The sequence below is a fragment of the Alteromonas sp. S005 genome (genome assembly GCF_036864475.1).
Classification (GTDB): Bacteria; Pseudomonadota; Gammaproteobacteria; order Enterobacterales; family Alteromonadaceae; genus Alteromonas.
Genome location: NZ_JAZETN010000003.1, coordinates 141,513 through 159,349, shown reverse-complemented (window position 1 = coordinate 159,349; position 17,837 = coordinate 141,513). Strand labels below are relative to the sequence as shown.

Here is a 17,837-nt window from a genome sequence, read left to right as displayed (position 1 = left end):
CTTTTGTTGTTAGATTATTTCGTTTACCACTTCTATAGGGTGTCGTGGCTTACTTCCTTCAAAACGCGCTACTTGGCTGCGGCAGGAAAATCCAGTCACAAGTACTTCATTAGGTGTTTCATTTTGCGCGCGAGCGAAAACAGGGGCCCAACTCAGCGTATAAAGTGCTTTAGAGCTTTCTAAATGTGATGCTTCATGGCCGTAAGTTCCTGCCATACCACAACAGCCAACAGGCTTGTGAGTAAGGTTCACACTCAGATGCTGAAATATGCGTTGCCAACGCGCTGTGGTATCCGGCATGGCGGTTTTCTCGCTGCAGTGAGCAAGCAGAGTGAAATTTTTATCATAGCCCTTACTACCATTAATATCTGCGTTGAAACTTTTTGGCAAGGCATCTTCCAACCATTCATCAATGGTGTGAACAAAAAACTTTCCGCGCTTATCTTTTAAAAATTTTTGGTATTCGTCGCGATAGCACAACACTAACGATGCGTCGGCTCCAACCATAGTAATACCTAACTCATGTATTTTATTTAGCCGCTTTGCCGTATCTAATGCTTGTTTCTCAAACTTGCCTAGAAAGCCTTTTACATGGGCTGGCTTGCCGTTTGGCATAAAAGGCATTAGCAATGGCTTAAGGCCCATTTTACTAATGACTTTTATTAGGCTCTCTACACTTTTAGCGTCATAAAAACTGGTAAAAGGATCTTGTACCACAGCAACGTACTTTTCCCGCTCACTTTTATCAAGGCGTTCTAGTTGTGCTATATCCCCTGTATCCACAATCGACTTTACTCTGTCAACGAGCGTTGGGTAGGACAACAACGGTGTATCTACATATCCCACTTTCTTCTTTAAAAACCATGTCATCCACTTTTGTTGAAGTAGCGTGTTGTAAAGCCTAGGCAATTTAGCACTTAAAGGCGCTAGCGTTTCTACGTTTGCCACCAGTAAATCTTTTAGCGGGCGCAGGTAACGTTGGTAGTAAATAGATAAAAAGATGGATTTGAAGTGAGGAACATCAATATTTACAGGGCACTGGTGAGTGCACGACTTACACGATAAACAGCCGTCCATCACGGCTTTAACTTCGTGAGAAAAATCAGCGTCGCTGTTCAATACCGTATTTTTAAAACGAGAGAAAACGTTACTTTTAAACTGCTTGTAGGATAATCCATCACCATTCTTTTCGTCTGTTTGCCCACTTAACGATAGCAGTCGCGCCCACTCCCTTAACATGCTCGCCCTGCCCTTTGGCGTATGACGTCGGTCTGACGTTACTTTACTCGAAGGGCACATGGGGGACGCAGGTTCGTAGTTAAAGCAAAGACCATTTCCATTGCATTCGAAAGCTGGCGCAAGGTCGCGTTTAACCGTTACAGGAATAACCCGCTCGATACTCGCCCTTTTGACCGCTTTAACTGAAACTAACTTATCCTTACTGCCCAATGGCGTACAAATTTTTCCAGGGTTCATTTGGTTATAAGGGTCGAACGCCGCTTTGATTTTACGCATTTCGTTAAACAGCGTTTCACCGAAAAACTCGGGACCATACTCGCTACGAAAGCCTTTGCCGTGCTCCCCCCACATTAGCCCGCCATATTTAGATACAAGCTTTACCACCTTATCTGAAAGATTATGCATAAGCGTCTCTTGCTCGGGGTCGGCTAAATCAAGGGCAGGCCTTACATGTAGAACGCCAGCATCAACGTGTCCAAACATGCCATAGTTAAGGTTATGACTGTCGAGCAACGCGCGAAACTCAGCGATAAAATCAGCTAAATGCTCCGGGGGCACAGCGGTATCTTCAGCAAAAGCGATAGGTTTCTGTTCACCCTTAACCTTACCTAATAAACCCACCGCCTTTTTGCGCATGGCGTAAATACGTTGAATATCAGCCTTGTCATAAGTAATTCTGTAGCCTGAAATATCACCTTCACCTTGTTTAATTGCTTCTTCAATAGCGGCTTCAAGGCTATCAATGTGGCCCTTCATTTCTTCTATCGAACTTGCGTTATATTCCACTAGATTTAGACCCAGTAGCGCTTCGTCGGGAACGTCGGTGATCAAGTGTTGTATGCTGTGCCAAACTATGTCCGTTTTGGCAAAGTTAAGTACTGTACTATCAATCGTCTCCACGCTCGTCGCCTTCGCCTCAACCAATTGTGGAGCATGCCTCAGCGCGGCATCGAATGAGCGGTAGGAAATATTTATCAGTGCCTTAACCGGCGATATTTTATCTAGTGTCAATACGGCTTCAGTGACAAACGCCAAAGACCCTTCAGCGCCAGTAATCAACCTCCCTATATCGATGTGGTGACCATCGTATACGTGCGCTAAATCGTACCCTGTTAAAAAGCGATTTAATTTTGGAAAAGTATGCTCCACCTCGTCCTTATAGTTAACGCAGGTATCTATAACTTGTTTATAGATAGTACCTTCAGCAGTATTTTCATCGGCTTTTAGCTTTGCCATTTCCGTGGGTATTTTTTCGGTTTCAATGACCTCACCGTTAATTAACACCGCTTTTAGTCCAATAACATGATCGCTTGTCTTACCATAAACAAGCGACCCCTGCCCTGATGCATCAGTACTTATCATTCCGCCTAAAGTGGCTCGGTTGCTAGTTGAAAGGTCTGGTGAAAAAAACAGGCCATGGGGGCGTAAAACATCGTTAAGGGAGTCCTTAACTATCCCTGTTTGTACTCTCACCCAGCCTTCTTCCACATTTAGCTCAATCACTTTATTTAGATAGCGACGAATATCTACCACAATACCATCGGTGAGGCTTTGTCCATTGGTACCTGTGCCCCCTCCCCGAGGAGCAAACGACACGTCAGGGTACTTAGTCGCTAATTGTCCGATAAGCTGACAGTCATCGTTACTTCTAGGGTAAATTACGGCTTGGGGCAGCTTATAATAAACGGAGTTGTCAGTGGCTTGCGCTACGCGGGCACTATAGCTAGTGTCAATATCACCGGTAAACTCGCTGGTTCTTAGTTTTTCAATGAATGCATGGTACTGAATAGCTAAATTTGAATCAGATTTTATGGCGGGGAGAGTCACTACCTTAATTTCCTTGTCAATACGGGTAAATTAACGACGAAACAATATGTCAAACAGGGCATGCTTGGCCGCTAACTGTTATAATATAACATATCTAATTTGTATTATAGGGCTATACCATTGGTGTGATAGTCTATAGCTCTATATTTCAATAACGCATCGCACATTAAGAGTAAAAGTAAGAGCAAGTACAAATATGATTAAAGCAGTACCTACCAACATCATCACAGGCTTTCTAGGTGTGGGAAAAACCTCCGCTCTTCTAAACCTGTTAAAGCAAAAACCTTCAAACGAGCGTTGGGCCATTCTAATTAACGAGTTTGGCGAGATAGGTATTGATGGTGCGCTTGTGCAAGGTATGCAACCTGGAAAATCTACTTCCACTTCAGAAAATGCGCAGAAAGTATTTATTAAAGAGGTGCCCGGCGGCTGCATGTGCTGCGCTGCAGGCTTACCTATGCAAATAGCATTAAATCAATTGCTCGCCCAGTCTAAACCCGACCGTTTACTGATTGAACCTACTGGGTTAGGACACCCTGTAGAAGTTATGCAAACCTTAAGCGCTGAGCACTATCAAGACGTGCTGGATATTCAACGTACTATTACGTTAGTTGATGCAAGAAAGCTAACCGATCCTCGCTATACCACGCATGCCACGTTCAATCAGCAAATTGATATTGCCGATGTAATTGTAGGAAATAAATGCGATCTTTATGGGCAAAATGAAGAAGAAAACTTAAAGCACTATGCCGTTAATAGAGGAAAGCAGAACACACCTATTATACTTTGCGAACAAGGTGAATTACCGTTTTCTGAATTACAGGGAAAATCAGATGCGCTTATAGAAATGAATGCACATGCCCACCATCACCACAATAGCGAGCCTACACTTTCAATTAACGAACGACCTTTTCCCGATTCAGGCTTTTTAAAAATCGAAAATAAAGGGGAAGGTTTTAAAGCTGTGGGATGGCGCTACTCCCCCTCTATAGAGTTCGATAGAGATGCGCTATTAGCTTGGATAAATAAGCTAGAAGTAGAACGCTTAAAAGCGGTAATGATCACAAGCACTGGCATATTTAGCTATAACCTTGCAGACGGCGACTTAGTTGAAAGTGAGCTAAGTGAATGTGCTGAAAGTAAAATTGAAATTATTGCTGCTAACGTTAATACCGATTGGGATGATGAATTAGCCGCCTGTGTACACGCCGGCTAATCATCCGTTTAACAGGGGTGGCTTAAGGCCTTGTATATTTTACCTCTCCGTTCACCAGCGTATAGTATGTTTCGCCATACAAGGTTTCGTTAATAAAGGGCGAGTTTTGTGACTTTGAAGCAAAAAATGAAGGCGTTACTGTAAACGGCGTATTTAAATCAAATAGCGCTAAGTCTGCATCTGCGCCTTCTTCAATTCGTCCGCATTTAATATTGAATATCGCACCAGCTTGCTTACTCATAAGCTCAACAGCAGTATTTAAATTAAGCTTTCCTGTTTTGACAAAATGCGTGTAGATAAGCGCAAATGCGGTCTCCAACCCTATAATACCAAAGGGCGCTTTCTCAATAGGCAAAGTTTTTTCATGCGGCGCGTGAGGAGCGTGGTCAGTTGCAATAGCATCTATTACCCCTTCTGATAACGCTTCTCGACACGCAAGCATATCGTGTTTAGAACGAAGGGGCGGGTTCATTTTCCAATTCGCGTCAAGCGTACCATCGGCCTTAACGGGTATATCTTCATCGCAAAGCAATAAGTGATGGGGTGAAACCTCTACAGTTACATTAGCCCCTTTTGCTTTTGCCTGTCTAATAGCTTCTATTGAGTCAGCGGTAGAAACGTGTAAAACGTGATAATGCCCACCTGTTTCTAGACTGTATTCACAACCCCGCTTCACATGTACCGACTCTGAGGATGCCTTAATTCCCTTTACATTATGTTTTCTAGATACGTCTCCTTCGTGGATAGCGCCGCCGTTTGATAAGCTTTCATCTTCGCTATGGTCGAGTACTGGCATCCCAAGCGCTTTGGCCTTGATAAGTGCTTGCTTAAACAAGCTATTATTTTGAACGCCTTTACCATCGTCAGTAATGGCAACGGCGCCTGCAGCCTGGAGAGTTTCAAAATCTGTTATCTCTTTCCCTTCTAACCCCTTTAAGAGCGCCCCTGTCGGATAAACTTTACACAGCCCCGTCGTGCTGGCTTTTTTTACCATAAAGGCTACTGTACCTTCATTATCAGCGGTGGGCGTTGTATTTGGCATTGATACTACCGAAGTAAAGCCGCCTTTTACTGCTGCGCGGCTTCCGGAGGCAATATCTTCTTTGTACTCCATGCCTGGCTCTCTAAAGTGTACTTGGGGGTCAAGCAAACCCGGGGATAAGAATAAACCCGTAGCATCAATTACTTTTTCAGTACATTTTTCGGTAGAAGTTCCTTGTGGCGCGGATAATGGACATTCTGAAATCTGGACAATTTCGCCCTTTTCAATAGCGAGTGAAATAGTGATAAGGTCGTGGCCATTTCGCCCCAACAAATGGGGTGTGGTTGAAGCGTTATTGATTATGATCTTCATAAGTCCCTTCGTATAAAACAATTAAAATTGGGGATTATTGGCAGCGTGCGCAAATACACGCGACTTCTAGGTGAGGCGTTATAATCTCGCACTGGAACGCTTGCGCTTGCTGGACAAGATGTTCATAAACAACAGGGTCGACAGTAGACTCTTCAACTGCGCCACAGCGAACGCAAATTAAAAACTGCGAATACCCGTGGTGTTCACAGCATTTAGCACGAGCACATCCTATATACTTACTATTGAGATTAAGTTTATGAACCAAGTTTGCGTCTGACAGAAATTCAAGCGCTCGGTAAATAGTCATTGGTTTGATATTTTCGTCATGCCGCTTTGCATACAAATCTTTTATTTCATAGGCCGACAGTGGAGAGGACGCTTCAATTAATATATTAAGTACCTGCTTTCGCTTCTGTGTTAAGCGCAATCCGTCTCCCTCACATTTATCCTGAGCTATAGCAAGTAAGTTTTGAAATCGTTGATCCATTCTATCCTCAATCTAAAAGCGGCGAACTTCATACCCTGTTACCACTCGCCAATAGTCATATACCTAAACACTTATTGTTACAGTATAACATATCACTATCGTTATAAAATGAGTCTCATGAAACTTGTCCGTATCTTGGTTAACGGCTACCCGAGTTTTTTGTGTTAGCAATTCAAGCTAGCCTAGGGTTAACAAGCAGAGCTTACGCACCCTTTTGATATAAAGATGTATACCAAAGTATTGGCTAGAGTATTTTTCTTTATTCAGCTTTATCGTTTAATTGTCTCAACGAAAACAACTATCAAATTTACTTGAGGAATTAGCCATGTTGAAAATAGTTAAAGCTTCTCTTGTTATCGCTGGAACTTTCGGTGTGTCATCAATAGCACACGCAGACGTAAGCGAGGCATTAGCAAACATATGTACGATTGTGCAGGCGGACGATAAAGGCGAATTAAGAAAGAAGATGCGCGCCGTTCAGTCTGACTATCGAATGAAACTAAAAGATTACTATTCGGGTGTTAGCTGCAGTGGTAATAGCCTTATCCGTACGGCTATGTTGAGTAACGCAGTAGAGGCCGGTGAGTTATTGGTTAAAAAGATGCCAAAAAGTGACTTGCAAGCCCCTGAAGCAGACGGCAAAACCCTACAAGCTTGGGTTGCAGAAAATGGTTTGCAAGACAGCCCTATCGCTGCGGTGCTTAACGAGCGACTGTAGAACAAATTCACGCCATGTGAACCAGTTCAACATGGTTGCAGAGAAATCTGCACTTTAAGAAGCGGCCTTCGGGTCGCTTTTTTCTTTTCATGTGTTGTCCTGATTTAAGTTGACACTTTTCAAACTAATATCAGGACTAGTCATCTCGGCCAAGCTTGTGCTGCCGCCATAGAGCGTGCCCTTAAATTTGATGCACCACAAACTATTGCGTTTGGTACAGGGCGCGTTCTTCGAGCATGTGCCGATGAACAATTTATTTTGCATTGCCCTCAACATAAAATAGAGTCTTTGGTTGGCAATATTGCAGAAAACGGCGAAGCAACTCGTTATGACGTTGCTGTTCACGTCGCTGATAGAGTAAAAGCACAGCATTACCCTATGCCGACACCAGTTATAGCGGCAAGCAACTCAGAACGCGAGGTTTGGCAGCAACAACAGCATATATCACGCATTCATTCACTTGCTGAGCAGGCGGACATTAGTTTTGTTGGTATCGGCAATTTGGGTAGCGTATCTCCGCTTTACAAAGACGGCTTTATCGGTGATGACGAATTAGCCATATTGGCTGATTCTGGCGCTTGTGAAGAAATAATAAGTTGGATATTCAATGAGGAAGGTGCGCTCATAAAATGCAATATTAACGAGAGAGTGACGAGCTTTAAATTGAAAGCAACGCCAGAAAAGCCTGTTATTGGTGTTGCAGCTGGCGATAATAAATTCAAAGCTATAAGAGGCGCGCTTCGCTCTAAGTTTTTAAATGGCCTTATAACAACGAAGCGCACAGCATCAGCTTTACTCGGCAACTAGTATTATGTTCCGTAGAGTAAACAACAGATTTTGATCTACTTTTTGCGCCCACTCCCTACGGCAAAATGTGCGCGACTTTCTTTCAACATTATCAAAATGCAAAAAAACGGCATATTCGCCGTTTTTTTGCATTTTATTTGATCACTAACAGGCGCTCCTCTAGCGTTCTCTAATTCTCTCTAACGCCTTTAATACTAAAGACTAAAGCCCCCTCCTCTTCCTTTACACCTTTAGTATAAGGTATTTATCAACATACTCTGTTATTCGAGTGGGTATTTTTTAAACGGCCTGATTATTTTTTAATTTATCCCGAACAGACAAACCGATTAATAATACAAACGAAGGAAATTTAACCATGTTGAAAATTGTTAAAACTTCTCTAATCATCGCCGCTTCTACATTAGCTTTTTCAAACGCAGCTCATGCTGACGATGTAAACGAGGCGTTGGCAAATATTTGCACTATCGTTCAAGCTGACGATAAAGGTGAACTACGTAAAAAGATGCGCCGAGTACAATCAGACTTTAAACTAAAATTACGTGATTATTACTCTGGTGTCTCGTGCGGTGGTCAAAGCCTTATTCGTACAGCTCTTACTAATGATGCAGTAGAAGTAGGCACGTTGCTTGTTAAAAAAATGCCTAGCAAAGACCTTACGCAGCCAGAGTCTGACGGTAAAACCCTACAAGCATGGATTGCGGAACAGGGACTACAAAGCTCGCCAATTTCAGCAGAGCTTAATGACAGAATTTAATAACCACTTTCACATTACCATGTGAGCCAATTCAACATGGTAGCAGCACATGCTGCGCTGAAGGCCCCTCTGCTACGGGGCCTTTTTTATTGCCTTTTACTAAACAGCTTCCCCTACAAAATTTAACACGACTGCTTTGGTATTAAAATATTGAGCGAGATACGTAGCCCGGAGCATGTTTATATTCTATAGGTATACTTTGGTATACCCTGTTATTTTACAATATGTTTTTCAGTTACTTAGATTAGGGTTTAATACATCCCAACGAACAAACACAATCTTAATAACAACAACCGAAGGAATTTAACCATGTTGAAAATCGTTAAAACTTCTCTAGTAATTGCGGCATCTACTTTAGTTTTCTCTAACGCTGCTCAGGCTAATGACATCAACGAAGCACTGGCAAACATTTGTACTATTGTCCAAGCAGATGATAAAGGCGAACTTCGCAAAAAAATGCGTAGTGTACAATCTGACTACAAACTGAAGCTTCGCGATTACTACTCTGGTATTTCATGCAATGGTCAAAGCCTTATTCGCACAGCAATCACAAACAATGCCGTTGAGGTGGGTACTCTGCTAGTTAAGAAAATGCCGAGTAAAGACTTAGCTCAGCCAGAGTCAGACGGCAAAACACTACAAGCTTGGATTGCTGAGCAAGGTTTACAAAGCTCACCTATTTCAGCTGAACTTGACGGCAGAATTTAACACAACAAATTAATCACACCATGTGATACACCGGTTCAACATGGTAGCGGCAGGACGCCGCACTGGAGGCCCCTTTTAGGGGCCTCACCCCTTTCTAGGCCTCTATAAAATCTGTTATTTCTTTTTGCACCCACTCAGGCTGTTCCCTGTGTAACCAATGCGACGCACTCGGATTGAACCGCTTGGTAATCAACGGAACATAGTGTTCAATTTTATCTATTACACTTAAATCAAATGCATCATCCTGCTCTCCCCATAATAGTAGCGTTGGGCAGTGAATAAATATCTCAGGTATACGAATGTCATCTAATACTTTTTTAGATACATTCATTTGAGGCACTTGTTGTGGCATTTGCCTATAGTAGCTGAGCATCGCGCTAAGGATTTCAGGATCACGCCAATCGTTAAGTAACTCTCTTGAGTAGCTAGAGCCTTGCTCAAAAAGGCAGTTTCCAATCATATTTTTTAATAGCTGAAAGTCTGTACTTGAAAGAATGTGTTCTGCGTTTCTATCTATGAGCGTAGCGATATACTGGCTTTTTTCTCTTTGCATAGAAGAGGTTTTAATTGCACGTGTAAAACAAGATGGATGCGCAGCATTTACAATAACGAGCTTGCTTATCAATGTTTGGTGAAAAGCGGCTAATGGCCACGCTATTGCCCCACCCCAATCGTGCCCCATCAAAATAACCTGTCGGCCTTTTTTAACTTTCTCGATAAACGCGGCCATTCGTCCAATAAGCAATGGGACTTGGTAATCTTTTTCCTTAGGCAGTGGGCTTGATAAATGATAACCCGGCAAATCTGGAGCAATGATGTCTAGTGATGTAGGCAGCAACGCCATTAACGCTTCCCACGTGCGCGCGTTCTCTGGGAAGCCATGAAGCATTATAATTAAAGAGTTCTTTGCGCCCTCTTCTTCTCGGGATAAATAATGAATGGAAGCCCCATCAACCATTGCGTATTTGGAATCAACCAATGTGCTCACTTCCTCTGGGTGATTTTAAGAAACAAAAAAGCCGAGCAAAATAAGGTATCCGATGATTACTGTTTAAATCATTTTCCCGGCTACATTATTTTCTCGGCCTTTAGTGCGCCTTTTCTTAACGCACGTGTCTGGCTTTTATGTCACTATTCGATAGCAAACATGCTCTCTGGCATAGACATTAAGTTGTCAGCACCTGACTGCATAGCTGAAACAAGCGAGCGAGTGCGGGTTAACAAACGGTCAAAGTAGAAGCCCGTTGTTAAAATTTTACTCTTATAAAACTCAGTTTCAGTGCTACCTGCATCAAGCTGTTCTTGCGCCTTCACAGCCATCTTAAGCCAAAAATACGCAACAGTGACGTAGCCTGAGTACATTAGATAATCGACAGACGCTGCGCCAATTTCGTCTGGGTTCGACGCCGCAGCTTTACCGATGTCCATAGTAATCTGCTGCCATTCGTCAAGGTGAGAATTTAGAGCATTAGTCCAAGCACTAAACTGTGCGTTGTCACGAAGTGAGTTACAGTAGTCACGCACTTCTTGTACAAATACGTTCAGAAGCTCGCCGTTAGAGCCCATTACTTTGCGACCCAGTAAGTCTACCGCTTGAATACCAGTAGTTCCTTCGTACATAGTGCAAATGCGTGTATCCCGCGCAAGCTGCTCCATGCCCCACTCTTTAATAAAGCCATGACCGCCGTACACCTGCATGCCATAACTCGTTGACTCTTGTGCTGTTTCGGTCAAAAACGCTTTAACGATAGGCGTTAAGAAAGCAAGCTTTGCATCAGCTACCTGCTTTTCGGCCGCATCATCGCCGTAAAGCGTAACGTCTACCATTTGCATACAGTACGCCGCTAACGCTCTGTTGCCTTCAGCAAACGCCTTTTGTGTTAGTAGCATACGGCGAACATCAGGGTGCACAATGATAGGGTCAGCAGGGCCGTCAGGATTTTTACGCCCCGTCAGTGAGCGGAACTGCACGCGGTCTTTCGCATAGCGCAATGCACCCTGGAAAGATGCCTCAGATGCAGCAAGACCTTCTAGACCAGTACCAATACGCGCGGTATTCATAAAGGTGAACATGCAATTTAGGCCACGGTTAGGTGGGCCAATTAAGAAGCCTTTAGCACCATCAAAGTTGATAACACAGGTAGCACTAGCTTTAATCCCCATCTTATGCTCAATACTGCCGCAGGCCACTGCGTTTCTGTCCTGTTTTTCACCATCTTCCGAAACGTTAAACTTTGGTACAACAAAGAGCGAAATACCTTTTGTACCCTCTGGCGCATCAGGTAAGCGCGCCAGCACGATGTGTACGATATTTTCAGACATATCGTGCTCACCGGCAGAGATAAAGATTTTTGTGCCTGTTAGGCTGTAGCTGCCATCTTCTTGAGGCTCGGCACGGCACTTAAGCATACCTAAGTCTGAGCCACAGTGTGCTTCAGTCAGACACATTGTGCCTGTCCACTCACCGCTAACCAATTTTTCAAGAAACATTTTTTGCTGAAGTTCCGTGCCGTGAGCTTTAAGCGTTTCCATACAGCCCTGACTTAGACCTGGATACATCGCCCACGAGTGGTTAGCACCAGAGAACCACTCAGCGATAATAGAAGACAAAGAATAAGGAAGCGCTTGGCCACCGAACTCTTCTGGGTGCGACATACTTGGCCAACCACCCTCAACATAGGTTTGATAAGCTTCTTTAAACCCTTTTGGCGTAGTGACTTCTCCGTCAACCCACTTACATCCTTCTTCATCGCCAGACGCGTTGATAGGTGCAAGCGTATTTTCAGAAAACTTAGCCGCTTCAGCGAAAATCGCCGAAACTAGGTCTTCAGAGGCTTCGTCGAAACCCAGTTTTTGATAGTGATTTTGATAATCTAGTAGCTCATGCGTTACAAACATGGCGTCACGTTGTGGAGCTTTATAACCTTCCATACCCAATACCTATATTACTTCAAATAGACCAGCAGCGCCCATGCCGCCACCGATACACATGGTGCAAACAACATATTTCGCACCGCGTCGTTTACCTTCGATGAGTGCGTGACCCACCATGCGAGCACCGCTCATGCCGTATGGGTGACCAATAGAAATGGCACCGCCGTTTACATTTAATAATTCGTCTGGAATGCCTAACTTATCGCGGCAATACAGTACTTGTACCGCAAACGCTTCGTTAAGCTCCCATAGACCGATATCGTCCATGGTTAATCCATGCTGCTTTAATAGCTTAGGAATGGCGAACACTGGGCCAATTCCCATTTCATCTGGCTCACAGCCTGCCACTGCAATACCGCGATAAATACCAAGAGGCTGAGCATTGCCTTTCGCAGCTGAGTGCTCATCCATAATTACTGTTGCACTGGCTCCATCAGAAAGCTGACTTGCATTACCTGCGGTAATACAACCACCTTCAATAACAGGGTTTAGTGATTTAAGCCCTTCTAACGTTGTTTCTGGGCGATTGCCCTCGTCTTTCGACAAAGTCACTTCTCGCTCAGAGGTTTCACCTGTTTCTTTATTAAATAAGGCTTGCGTTGCTGTAATAGGTACAATCTCATCATCAAACTTGCCCGCTTCTTGAGCCGCTGCTGTGCGCATTTGGCTTTGGTAACCGTATTCGTCTTGTACGTCACGGCTAATGTTGTAGCGCTTACCCACCACTTCCGCAGTTTGAAGCATCGGCATGTAAATATCTTTGTGCTTAGCAACCAGTGCAGGGTCTACTGCACGAAACATATTCATATTTTTGTTTTGTACTAAAGAGATTGAATCTAAGCCACCCGCAACCATAATGTTGGTATCGCCTGTACGAATTGAATTCGCTGCGGTTGCAATGGCATACATGCCAGAACTGCATTGGCGGTCGAGCGTCATACCCGCCACAGAAACGGGTAAACCTCCAGCCAAGCCAGCCAAGCGGCCAATATTCATGCCGCCACTGCCTTGGGTTAATGCTGCGCCCATTACCACGTCATCGAGACTGGCTGGGTCAATCCCTGCGCGTGCTACTGCGTTTTGAATAGCATGACCACCTAAAGAAGGGGCTGGTAAATTGTTCAGTGCACCTTTATAAGCGCGCCCGATTGGCGTACGTGCTGTACTTACGATTACTGCATCGCGCATTTTTATGTTCCTTTCAGTTAGGCTGAACGTTCAGCCAAAGTTTAGCTAGGCCAATGTGCTTCTTCTCGAAGTTACCTAGCTTTACCAAATTCGGATGTCGGGTCACGAGAGCTATAGCTAGCTCTCACCGTTGATTAATTGTCGCTAACGAGGGCTATGTTTACTTCGCTTTATAGCTTTTAAACGTGCCGCCGCTTTGGGCCAATTTCACCAACAAATTACTTGGTTCAAGCCACATCTTTCCGTAATCACCCAATTGATCACGATAGGTAGTCAGCTTATCTAAAATAGTGCCTAGCCCCACTTCGTCGGCATATTGCATAGGGCCGCCGCGATACACAGGGAAGCCATAACCGTAAACATAAATCACATCGATATCGCTAGATTTAGCTGCAATGCCTTCTTCTAAGATGGCAGCACCTTCGTTGATCAATGAGTACATGACGCGAACTAGAATTTCCTCATCGCTAATGTCTGAACGCTGAACCACACCTAAACGCTCTGCTTCTTGCTTAGCAATTTCTAGTACTTCTGGATCTGGGACAGGCACTCGACTGCCAGGTTCATAGTTGTAAGCTCCCCGTCCGGTTTTAAGTCCGTTGCGCCCCTTTTCTACTAAGCGATCTGCCACTGCACCGTACGCAGGGTCATGTGCAATGTGCTCTTGTCGAGACTGTCGTACATAGTAGCCAATATCTAATCCAGCCATATCACCCATAGTGAACGGCCCCATTGGCATGCCAAACTCGGTTAAAACCCGATCAACTTGCTCAGGTGTTGCTCCTTCTAGCAGTAAGCGGTTAGCTTCACGGCCGTAAGGCTCAATCATGCGGTTACCCACGAATCCGAAGCAAACGCCTACCAACACCGCTACTTTCTTGATGCGTTTAGCCATCTTCATGCAGGTCTTAATCACTTCAGCAGATGTCTTCTCTGCCTTAACCACTTCGAGCAGCCTCATCACATTCGCTGGTGAGAAGAAGTGAAGACCAATCACATCTTCAGGACGCGATGTGGCTGTCGCTATCTCGTCTATATCCAACGTCGAAGTGTTCGAAGCCAAAATGGCCCCCGGCTTACACACTTTATCTAGCGTCGAGAATACTGTTTTCTTTACTTCCATCTTCTCGAAAACGGCTTCGATGACGAGATCAACATCAGCTAAGTCGTCATACGACGTAGTACCTGAAAGCAGTGCCATGCGGCTCTCTACCTGCTCTTGGGTTAACTTGCCCTTTTTCGCTGAGTTTTCGTAGTTCTTTCTAATAAGCGCTAATCCCTTCTCTAGCGCTTCTTCTTTGAGCTCAAGCATTGTCACTGGAATGCCGGCATTAGCGAAGTTCATAGCGATACCACCGCCCATTGTTCCCGCGCCGATAATCGCAACTTTATCAATATTGCGCTCAGGAGTATTTTTGTCGAAATCGCTTACATGACCTGCCGCTCGCTCAGCGAAGAAGAAATGTTGCTGGGCACGCGCCTGTGGCGTATTCATACACTCCATGAAAAGCTTGCCTTCATTTTTAAGGCCATCCTCAAACGCTAGCGTGTAAGCACCACGTACCGCTTCAATACATTTTAATGGCGCAAAGAAACCACGCGTCGCTTTTTTAGTTTGTGCAGTTACTGCATCAAACACCGCCTGCGTTTCGTCAGACATGGACAGCGTGATATCACTGGTGCGTTTAATCGCTTTATCTGGCGTTAATGCTTGTAAATACGCTTTTGTATCTTCAAGTAAATGCTCAGGCTTATCGGAAATTTTGTCGAAGACACCTGGAAGTTTGACCACCGACGTTGGCTTGCCTGTTACGATCATTTCTAACGATGTTTGAGCGTCGGCTAAACGAGGAAGGCGCTGAGTACCGCCTGCGCCAGGTAATATGCCTAGATTTACCTCTGGAAGACCCACCTTATTGTCGGCAAAAGTGATGCGATGATGGCAAGCTAACGCCACTTCTAAGCCACCGCCGAATGCTGGTCCAGGAAGAACAGCAACAACAGGCTTAGACGCATTTTCAATCTTGTCTAGTACCTCAGGCAGCATGGGAGACAAGTCGCCACCAGAGAATTCACTGATGTCAGCTCCACCCGAAAAAATAGGAAGTGAAGAAGTAATTACAATGGCACTAACGCTATCGTCATCTAAAGCATTGTTTATGCCTTCTATCAGCCCTACTCTGATAGCGCGTGACAGCGCATTAACGGGTGCGCTCTGCATTGTCAGTGTGGCAACACCTTGTTGTACTGCATATTCTACGGCTTTATTTTCCATCTCAGTCATAACCATGTCCTGTTTATCACGTTAACTGGATGTTATTGCAGTGTTGTCAATCATCCAAGTTTATTGGTGTTATAGACATTTATCATAATATTTAATATTGACCGCCAGCCCCTTTGTTAATTCATTTCTCTACGCAGAGCTTGTTCTACCTTGCCTAAGGTTTATTTGACAGAAAATAAAACCGGTGTTTTTGTTAATTTATCAACGCTCGTTATTACATTTTATTTACAAAAGGATGATTGGCTATGCAAGTGCTTAGAACACCGGAAAGCGCCTTTAATAAAATCACTGACTTTCCTTACCCACCCCGCTTCACTGAAATAACTGACACAGTAAGCGGCGAAATAAGAATGGCCCATTATCAATGTGGACCTAAAGATGGACCTACCGTGCTATTAATGCACGGCGAACCGACGTGGGCGTATTTGTACCGCAAGATGATGCCCATATTGGCTGATGCGGGATTCAATGTCATTGCGCCGGATCTCATTGGTTTTGGACGCTCAGATAAACCAGTAAGAAAAGAGGATTACTCTTACGCTCGTCATGTGATATGGCTAAAAGACTGGTTTTCACAGGCTACTAAAGGCCCTGTTACCCTATTTTGTCAAGACTGGGGAGGTTTACTAGGCTTGCGGCTTGTTGCCGATATGCCTGAGCGTTTTTCAGGTGTAATGGTATCTAATACTGGACTGCCCACCGGCGATCATTCGCCTAGTGATGCTTTCATAAAATGGCGTCGTTTCTCTCAGGATGTGCCCGAATTCCCCACTTCAACCATTATTCAAAATGCAACAACCACCGAATTAGACAAAGCAACGCTGGCTGCCTACGACGCTCCCTTCCCTGACGAAAACTACAAAGCGGCAGCCCGCATGTTTCCTCTTCTAGTTCCTACAAGCCCCGATAACGCTGAGGCGCAGGCAAATAGAAAAGCATGGGAAAAACTGAAGCAATACAATAAACCTTTTATTACGGCATTTGGTGATAGCGACCCTGTCACCAAAGGTGGAGAAAAAGTATTTCAAAAGCTCGTTCCCGGCTGTAATGGCATGGCCCATACACAGATAGAAAACGGGGGTCATTTTATTCAGGAAGACCAGGGGGAACGGCTGGCCAATCTGCTTGTTCAGTTTATCCAAAATACGCAGCTTAAGTAGCAAGACTTTCAACCGACATGAAACTATTAACTATTAGGAGATAACCATGGACGCTCTACTCGACTTTTCTGGACAAGTTGTACTAATTACCGGCGCAGGCAGTGGTTTTGGCCGCCTGTTATCGCTAGGTCTTGCCAACCGAGGAGCGAAACTCGTTCTTTCAGACATTAACGAAACCGCACTTGAGGACACGAAAAAAGATGTAAAAGCACTCACTGATGTTGTGGTACTAGCCGGTAATATAGCCAGCGAGTCGCTTAATAAGGCGCTGGTTGAAAAAGCCATGGAAACGTTTGGCAAACTAGACATTGCCGTAAATAATGCGGGTATAGCACATAACCCAGCGCCAATTCATCAAATGACAGAGGAAATCATGGATTCGCAGTTTGCCGTGAATGTTAAAGGCGTTATGTTTGGAATGAAGTACCAATTACCCGTTATGCTGGCACAAAAGCAAGGTCACGTTCTAAATGTTAGCTCACTTGCGGGCTTGGGCGGAGCGCCAAAGGGCGGTGCGTATGCTGCAGCAAAACATGCCGTGTCAGGGATAACCCGCACTGCCGCGGTGGAATATGGTCGAAAAAATGTTCGCGTTAATGCAATCTGCCCATTCTACAGTCCAACCAACATATTGAATGTAGATGGGTACAACACCCCGGAAGCTCGCGAACAATTGGGCCTGGGCAGCCCAATGAAGCGACTTGGCGAACCACAGGAAATCGTTAACACCATGATGCTTATGCTATCGCCAGGCAATAGCTATATGAATGGGCAAACAATAGCCGTAGACGGCGGTGTGACCGCGTGGTGATACGCAAAAAGCCAATAAGCGCCTAGTCCTAGGTATAAAAAACCATACCCTTGTATAACACAGTGCCTTTAGGTTTTTTTCTACTTTAGGTGTAATGAAGTGGAACAAACAAAGCCGATTAAGGAGGCGAGTGCAACCGCCTCCGAGATCTTTTTTTAGTGTGAAAGAGAAAAATGTAATGAAAAGTCTAACTAAAAACATTTTTTCCGCTGTGGCACTATTTGCACTAACAAGCGCTTCAAATTTCAGTAGCGCTCAAGAGGCGACGTCTTCAACATCAGCCCTGAAGGAATCTACCGCTTCTCAGAGTCTAAAAAAAATTCGTCAAAACAGATCGCTAGCGTTAAACA

General features: G+C 44.4%; 14 protein-coding genes. 7 read left to right on the top strand and 7 right to left on the bottom strand.

What is annotated here, in order from left to right; all coding sequences use genetic code 11:
- Positions 1 to 9: 9 nt before the first annotated feature.
- Positions 10 to 3,066 carry a D-2-hydroxyglutarate dehydrogenase YdiJ gene (gene ydiJ / locus V7R55_RS05970; protein ID WP_334058221.1) on the bottom strand — a complete coding sequence of 1,019 codons (3,057 nt, stop codon included), beginning with the start codon at positions 3,064 to 3,066 and terminating at the stop codon, positions 10 to 12.
- A gap of 196 nt (positions 3,067 to 3,262) precedes the next feature.
- Here ydiJ and V7R55_RS05965 point away from each other — a divergent pair, with 196 nt between their 5' ends.
- A complete protein-coding gene (locus tag V7R55_RS05965; protein WP_334058219.1) occupies positions 3,263 to 4,282 on the top strand; it encodes a CobW family GTP-binding protein in 1,020 nt (339 codons plus the stop codon).
- Between the two features lie 22 nt (positions 4,283 to 4,304).
- Here the strand turns inward: V7R55_RS05965 and V7R55_RS05960 are convergent, their stop codons facing one another.
- Both V7R55_RS05960 and V7R55_RS05955 read right to left on the bottom strand, forming a co-directional pair.
- Positions 4,305 to 5,636 (bottom strand): dihydroorotase, encoded by a 1,332-nt coding sequence (locus V7R55_RS05960; protein WP_334058217.1) that lies wholly within the window; start codon positions 5,634 to 5,636, stop codon positions 4,305 to 4,307.
- Between the two features lie 34 nt (positions 5,637 to 5,670).
- Positions 5,671 to 6,123 (bottom strand): Fur family transcriptional regulator, encoded by a 453-nt coding sequence (locus V7R55_RS05955; protein ID WP_334058215.1) that lies wholly within the window; start codon positions 6,121 to 6,123, stop codon positions 5,671 to 5,673.
- A 325-nt stretch (positions 6,124 to 6,448) separates the two neighbouring features.
- On the opposite strand from V7R55_RS05955, the gene V7R55_RS05950 reads away from it, so the two are divergent.
- The 4 genes from V7R55_RS05950 (at position 6,449) to V7R55_RS05935 (ending at position 9,110) form a co-directional block, all read left to right on the top strand.
- On the top strand, positions 6,449 to 6,841 hold the full coding sequence (locus tag V7R55_RS05950) for a DUF3718 domain-containing protein (protein WP_334058213.1): 393 nt from the start codon (positions 6,449 to 6,451) through the stop codon (positions 6,839 to 6,841).
- A gap of 129 nt (positions 6,842 to 6,970) precedes the next feature.
- Entirely contained in the window at positions 6,971 to 7,648 is a 678-nt protein-coding gene (locus tag V7R55_RS05945; protein WP_334058450.1) for a sugar-binding transcriptional regulator, read from the top strand.
- Between the two features lie 355 nt (positions 7,649 to 8,003).
- Positions 8,004 to 8,402, top strand: coding sequence for a DUF3718 domain-containing protein (locus V7R55_RS05940; protein ID WP_334058211.1), 399 nt, complete (start codon positions 8,004 to 8,006; stop codon positions 8,400 to 8,402).
- 309 nt (positions 8,403 to 8,711) lie between these two features.
- Positions 8,712 to 9,110, top strand: a complete 399-nt coding sequence (locus tag V7R55_RS05935) for a DUF3718 domain-containing protein (RefSeq protein WP_334058209.1) — start codon at positions 8,712 to 8,714, stop codon at positions 9,108 to 9,110.
- A 94-nt stretch (positions 9,111 to 9,204) separates the two neighbouring features.
- Here the strand turns inward: V7R55_RS05935 and V7R55_RS05930 are convergent, their stop codons facing one another.
- The 4 genes from V7R55_RS05930 to V7R55_RS05915 all read right to left on the bottom strand — a co-directional run bounded on the left by V7R55_RS05930 (position 9,205) and on the right by V7R55_RS05915 (position 15,516).
- Positions 9,205 to 10,089 carry an alpha/beta fold hydrolase gene (locus tag V7R55_RS05930; protein ID WP_334058207.1) on the bottom strand — a complete coding sequence of 295 codons (885 nt, stop codon included), beginning with the start codon at positions 10,087 to 10,089 and terminating at the stop codon, positions 9,205 to 9,207.
- Between the two features lie 152 nt (positions 10,090 to 10,241).
- Positions 10,242 to 12,041, bottom strand: coding sequence for an acyl-CoA dehydrogenase C-terminal domain-containing protein (locus V7R55_RS05925; protein WP_334058206.1), 1,800 nt, complete (start codon positions 12,039 to 12,041; stop codon positions 10,242 to 10,244).
- A gap of 9 nt (positions 12,042 to 12,050) precedes the next feature.
- Positions 12,051 to 13,232: an acetyl-CoA C-acyltransferase gene (locus V7R55_RS05920; protein WP_334058204.1), complete on the bottom strand. Its 1,182-nt coding sequence runs from the start codon at positions 13,230 to 13,232 to the stop codon at positions 12,051 to 12,053.
- 160 nt (positions 13,233 to 13,392) lie between these two features.
- Positions 13,393 to 15,516, bottom strand: coding sequence for a 3-hydroxyacyl-CoA dehydrogenase NAD-binding domain-containing protein (locus V7R55_RS05915; protein WP_334058202.1), 2,124 nt, complete (start codon positions 15,514 to 15,516; stop codon positions 13,393 to 13,395).
- A gap of 245 nt (positions 15,517 to 15,761) precedes the next feature.
- Here V7R55_RS05915 and V7R55_RS05910 point away from each other — a divergent pair, with 245 nt between their 5' ends.
- Both V7R55_RS05910 and V7R55_RS05905 read left to right on the top strand, forming a co-directional pair.
- Positions 15,762 to 16,676 (top strand): haloalkane dehalogenase, encoded by a 915-nt coding sequence (locus V7R55_RS05910; RefSeq protein WP_334058200.1) that lies wholly within the window; start codon positions 15,762 to 15,764, stop codon positions 16,674 to 16,676.
- Positions 16,677 to 16,722: 46 nt separating this feature from the next.
- Complete coding sequence (locus tag V7R55_RS05905; RefSeq protein ID WP_334058198.1) at positions 16,723 to 17,487, top strand: SDR family NAD(P)-dependent oxidoreductase; 765 nt, start codon at positions 16,723 to 16,725, stop codon at positions 17,485 to 17,487.
- Positions 17,488 to 17,837 lie beyond the last annotated feature (350 nt).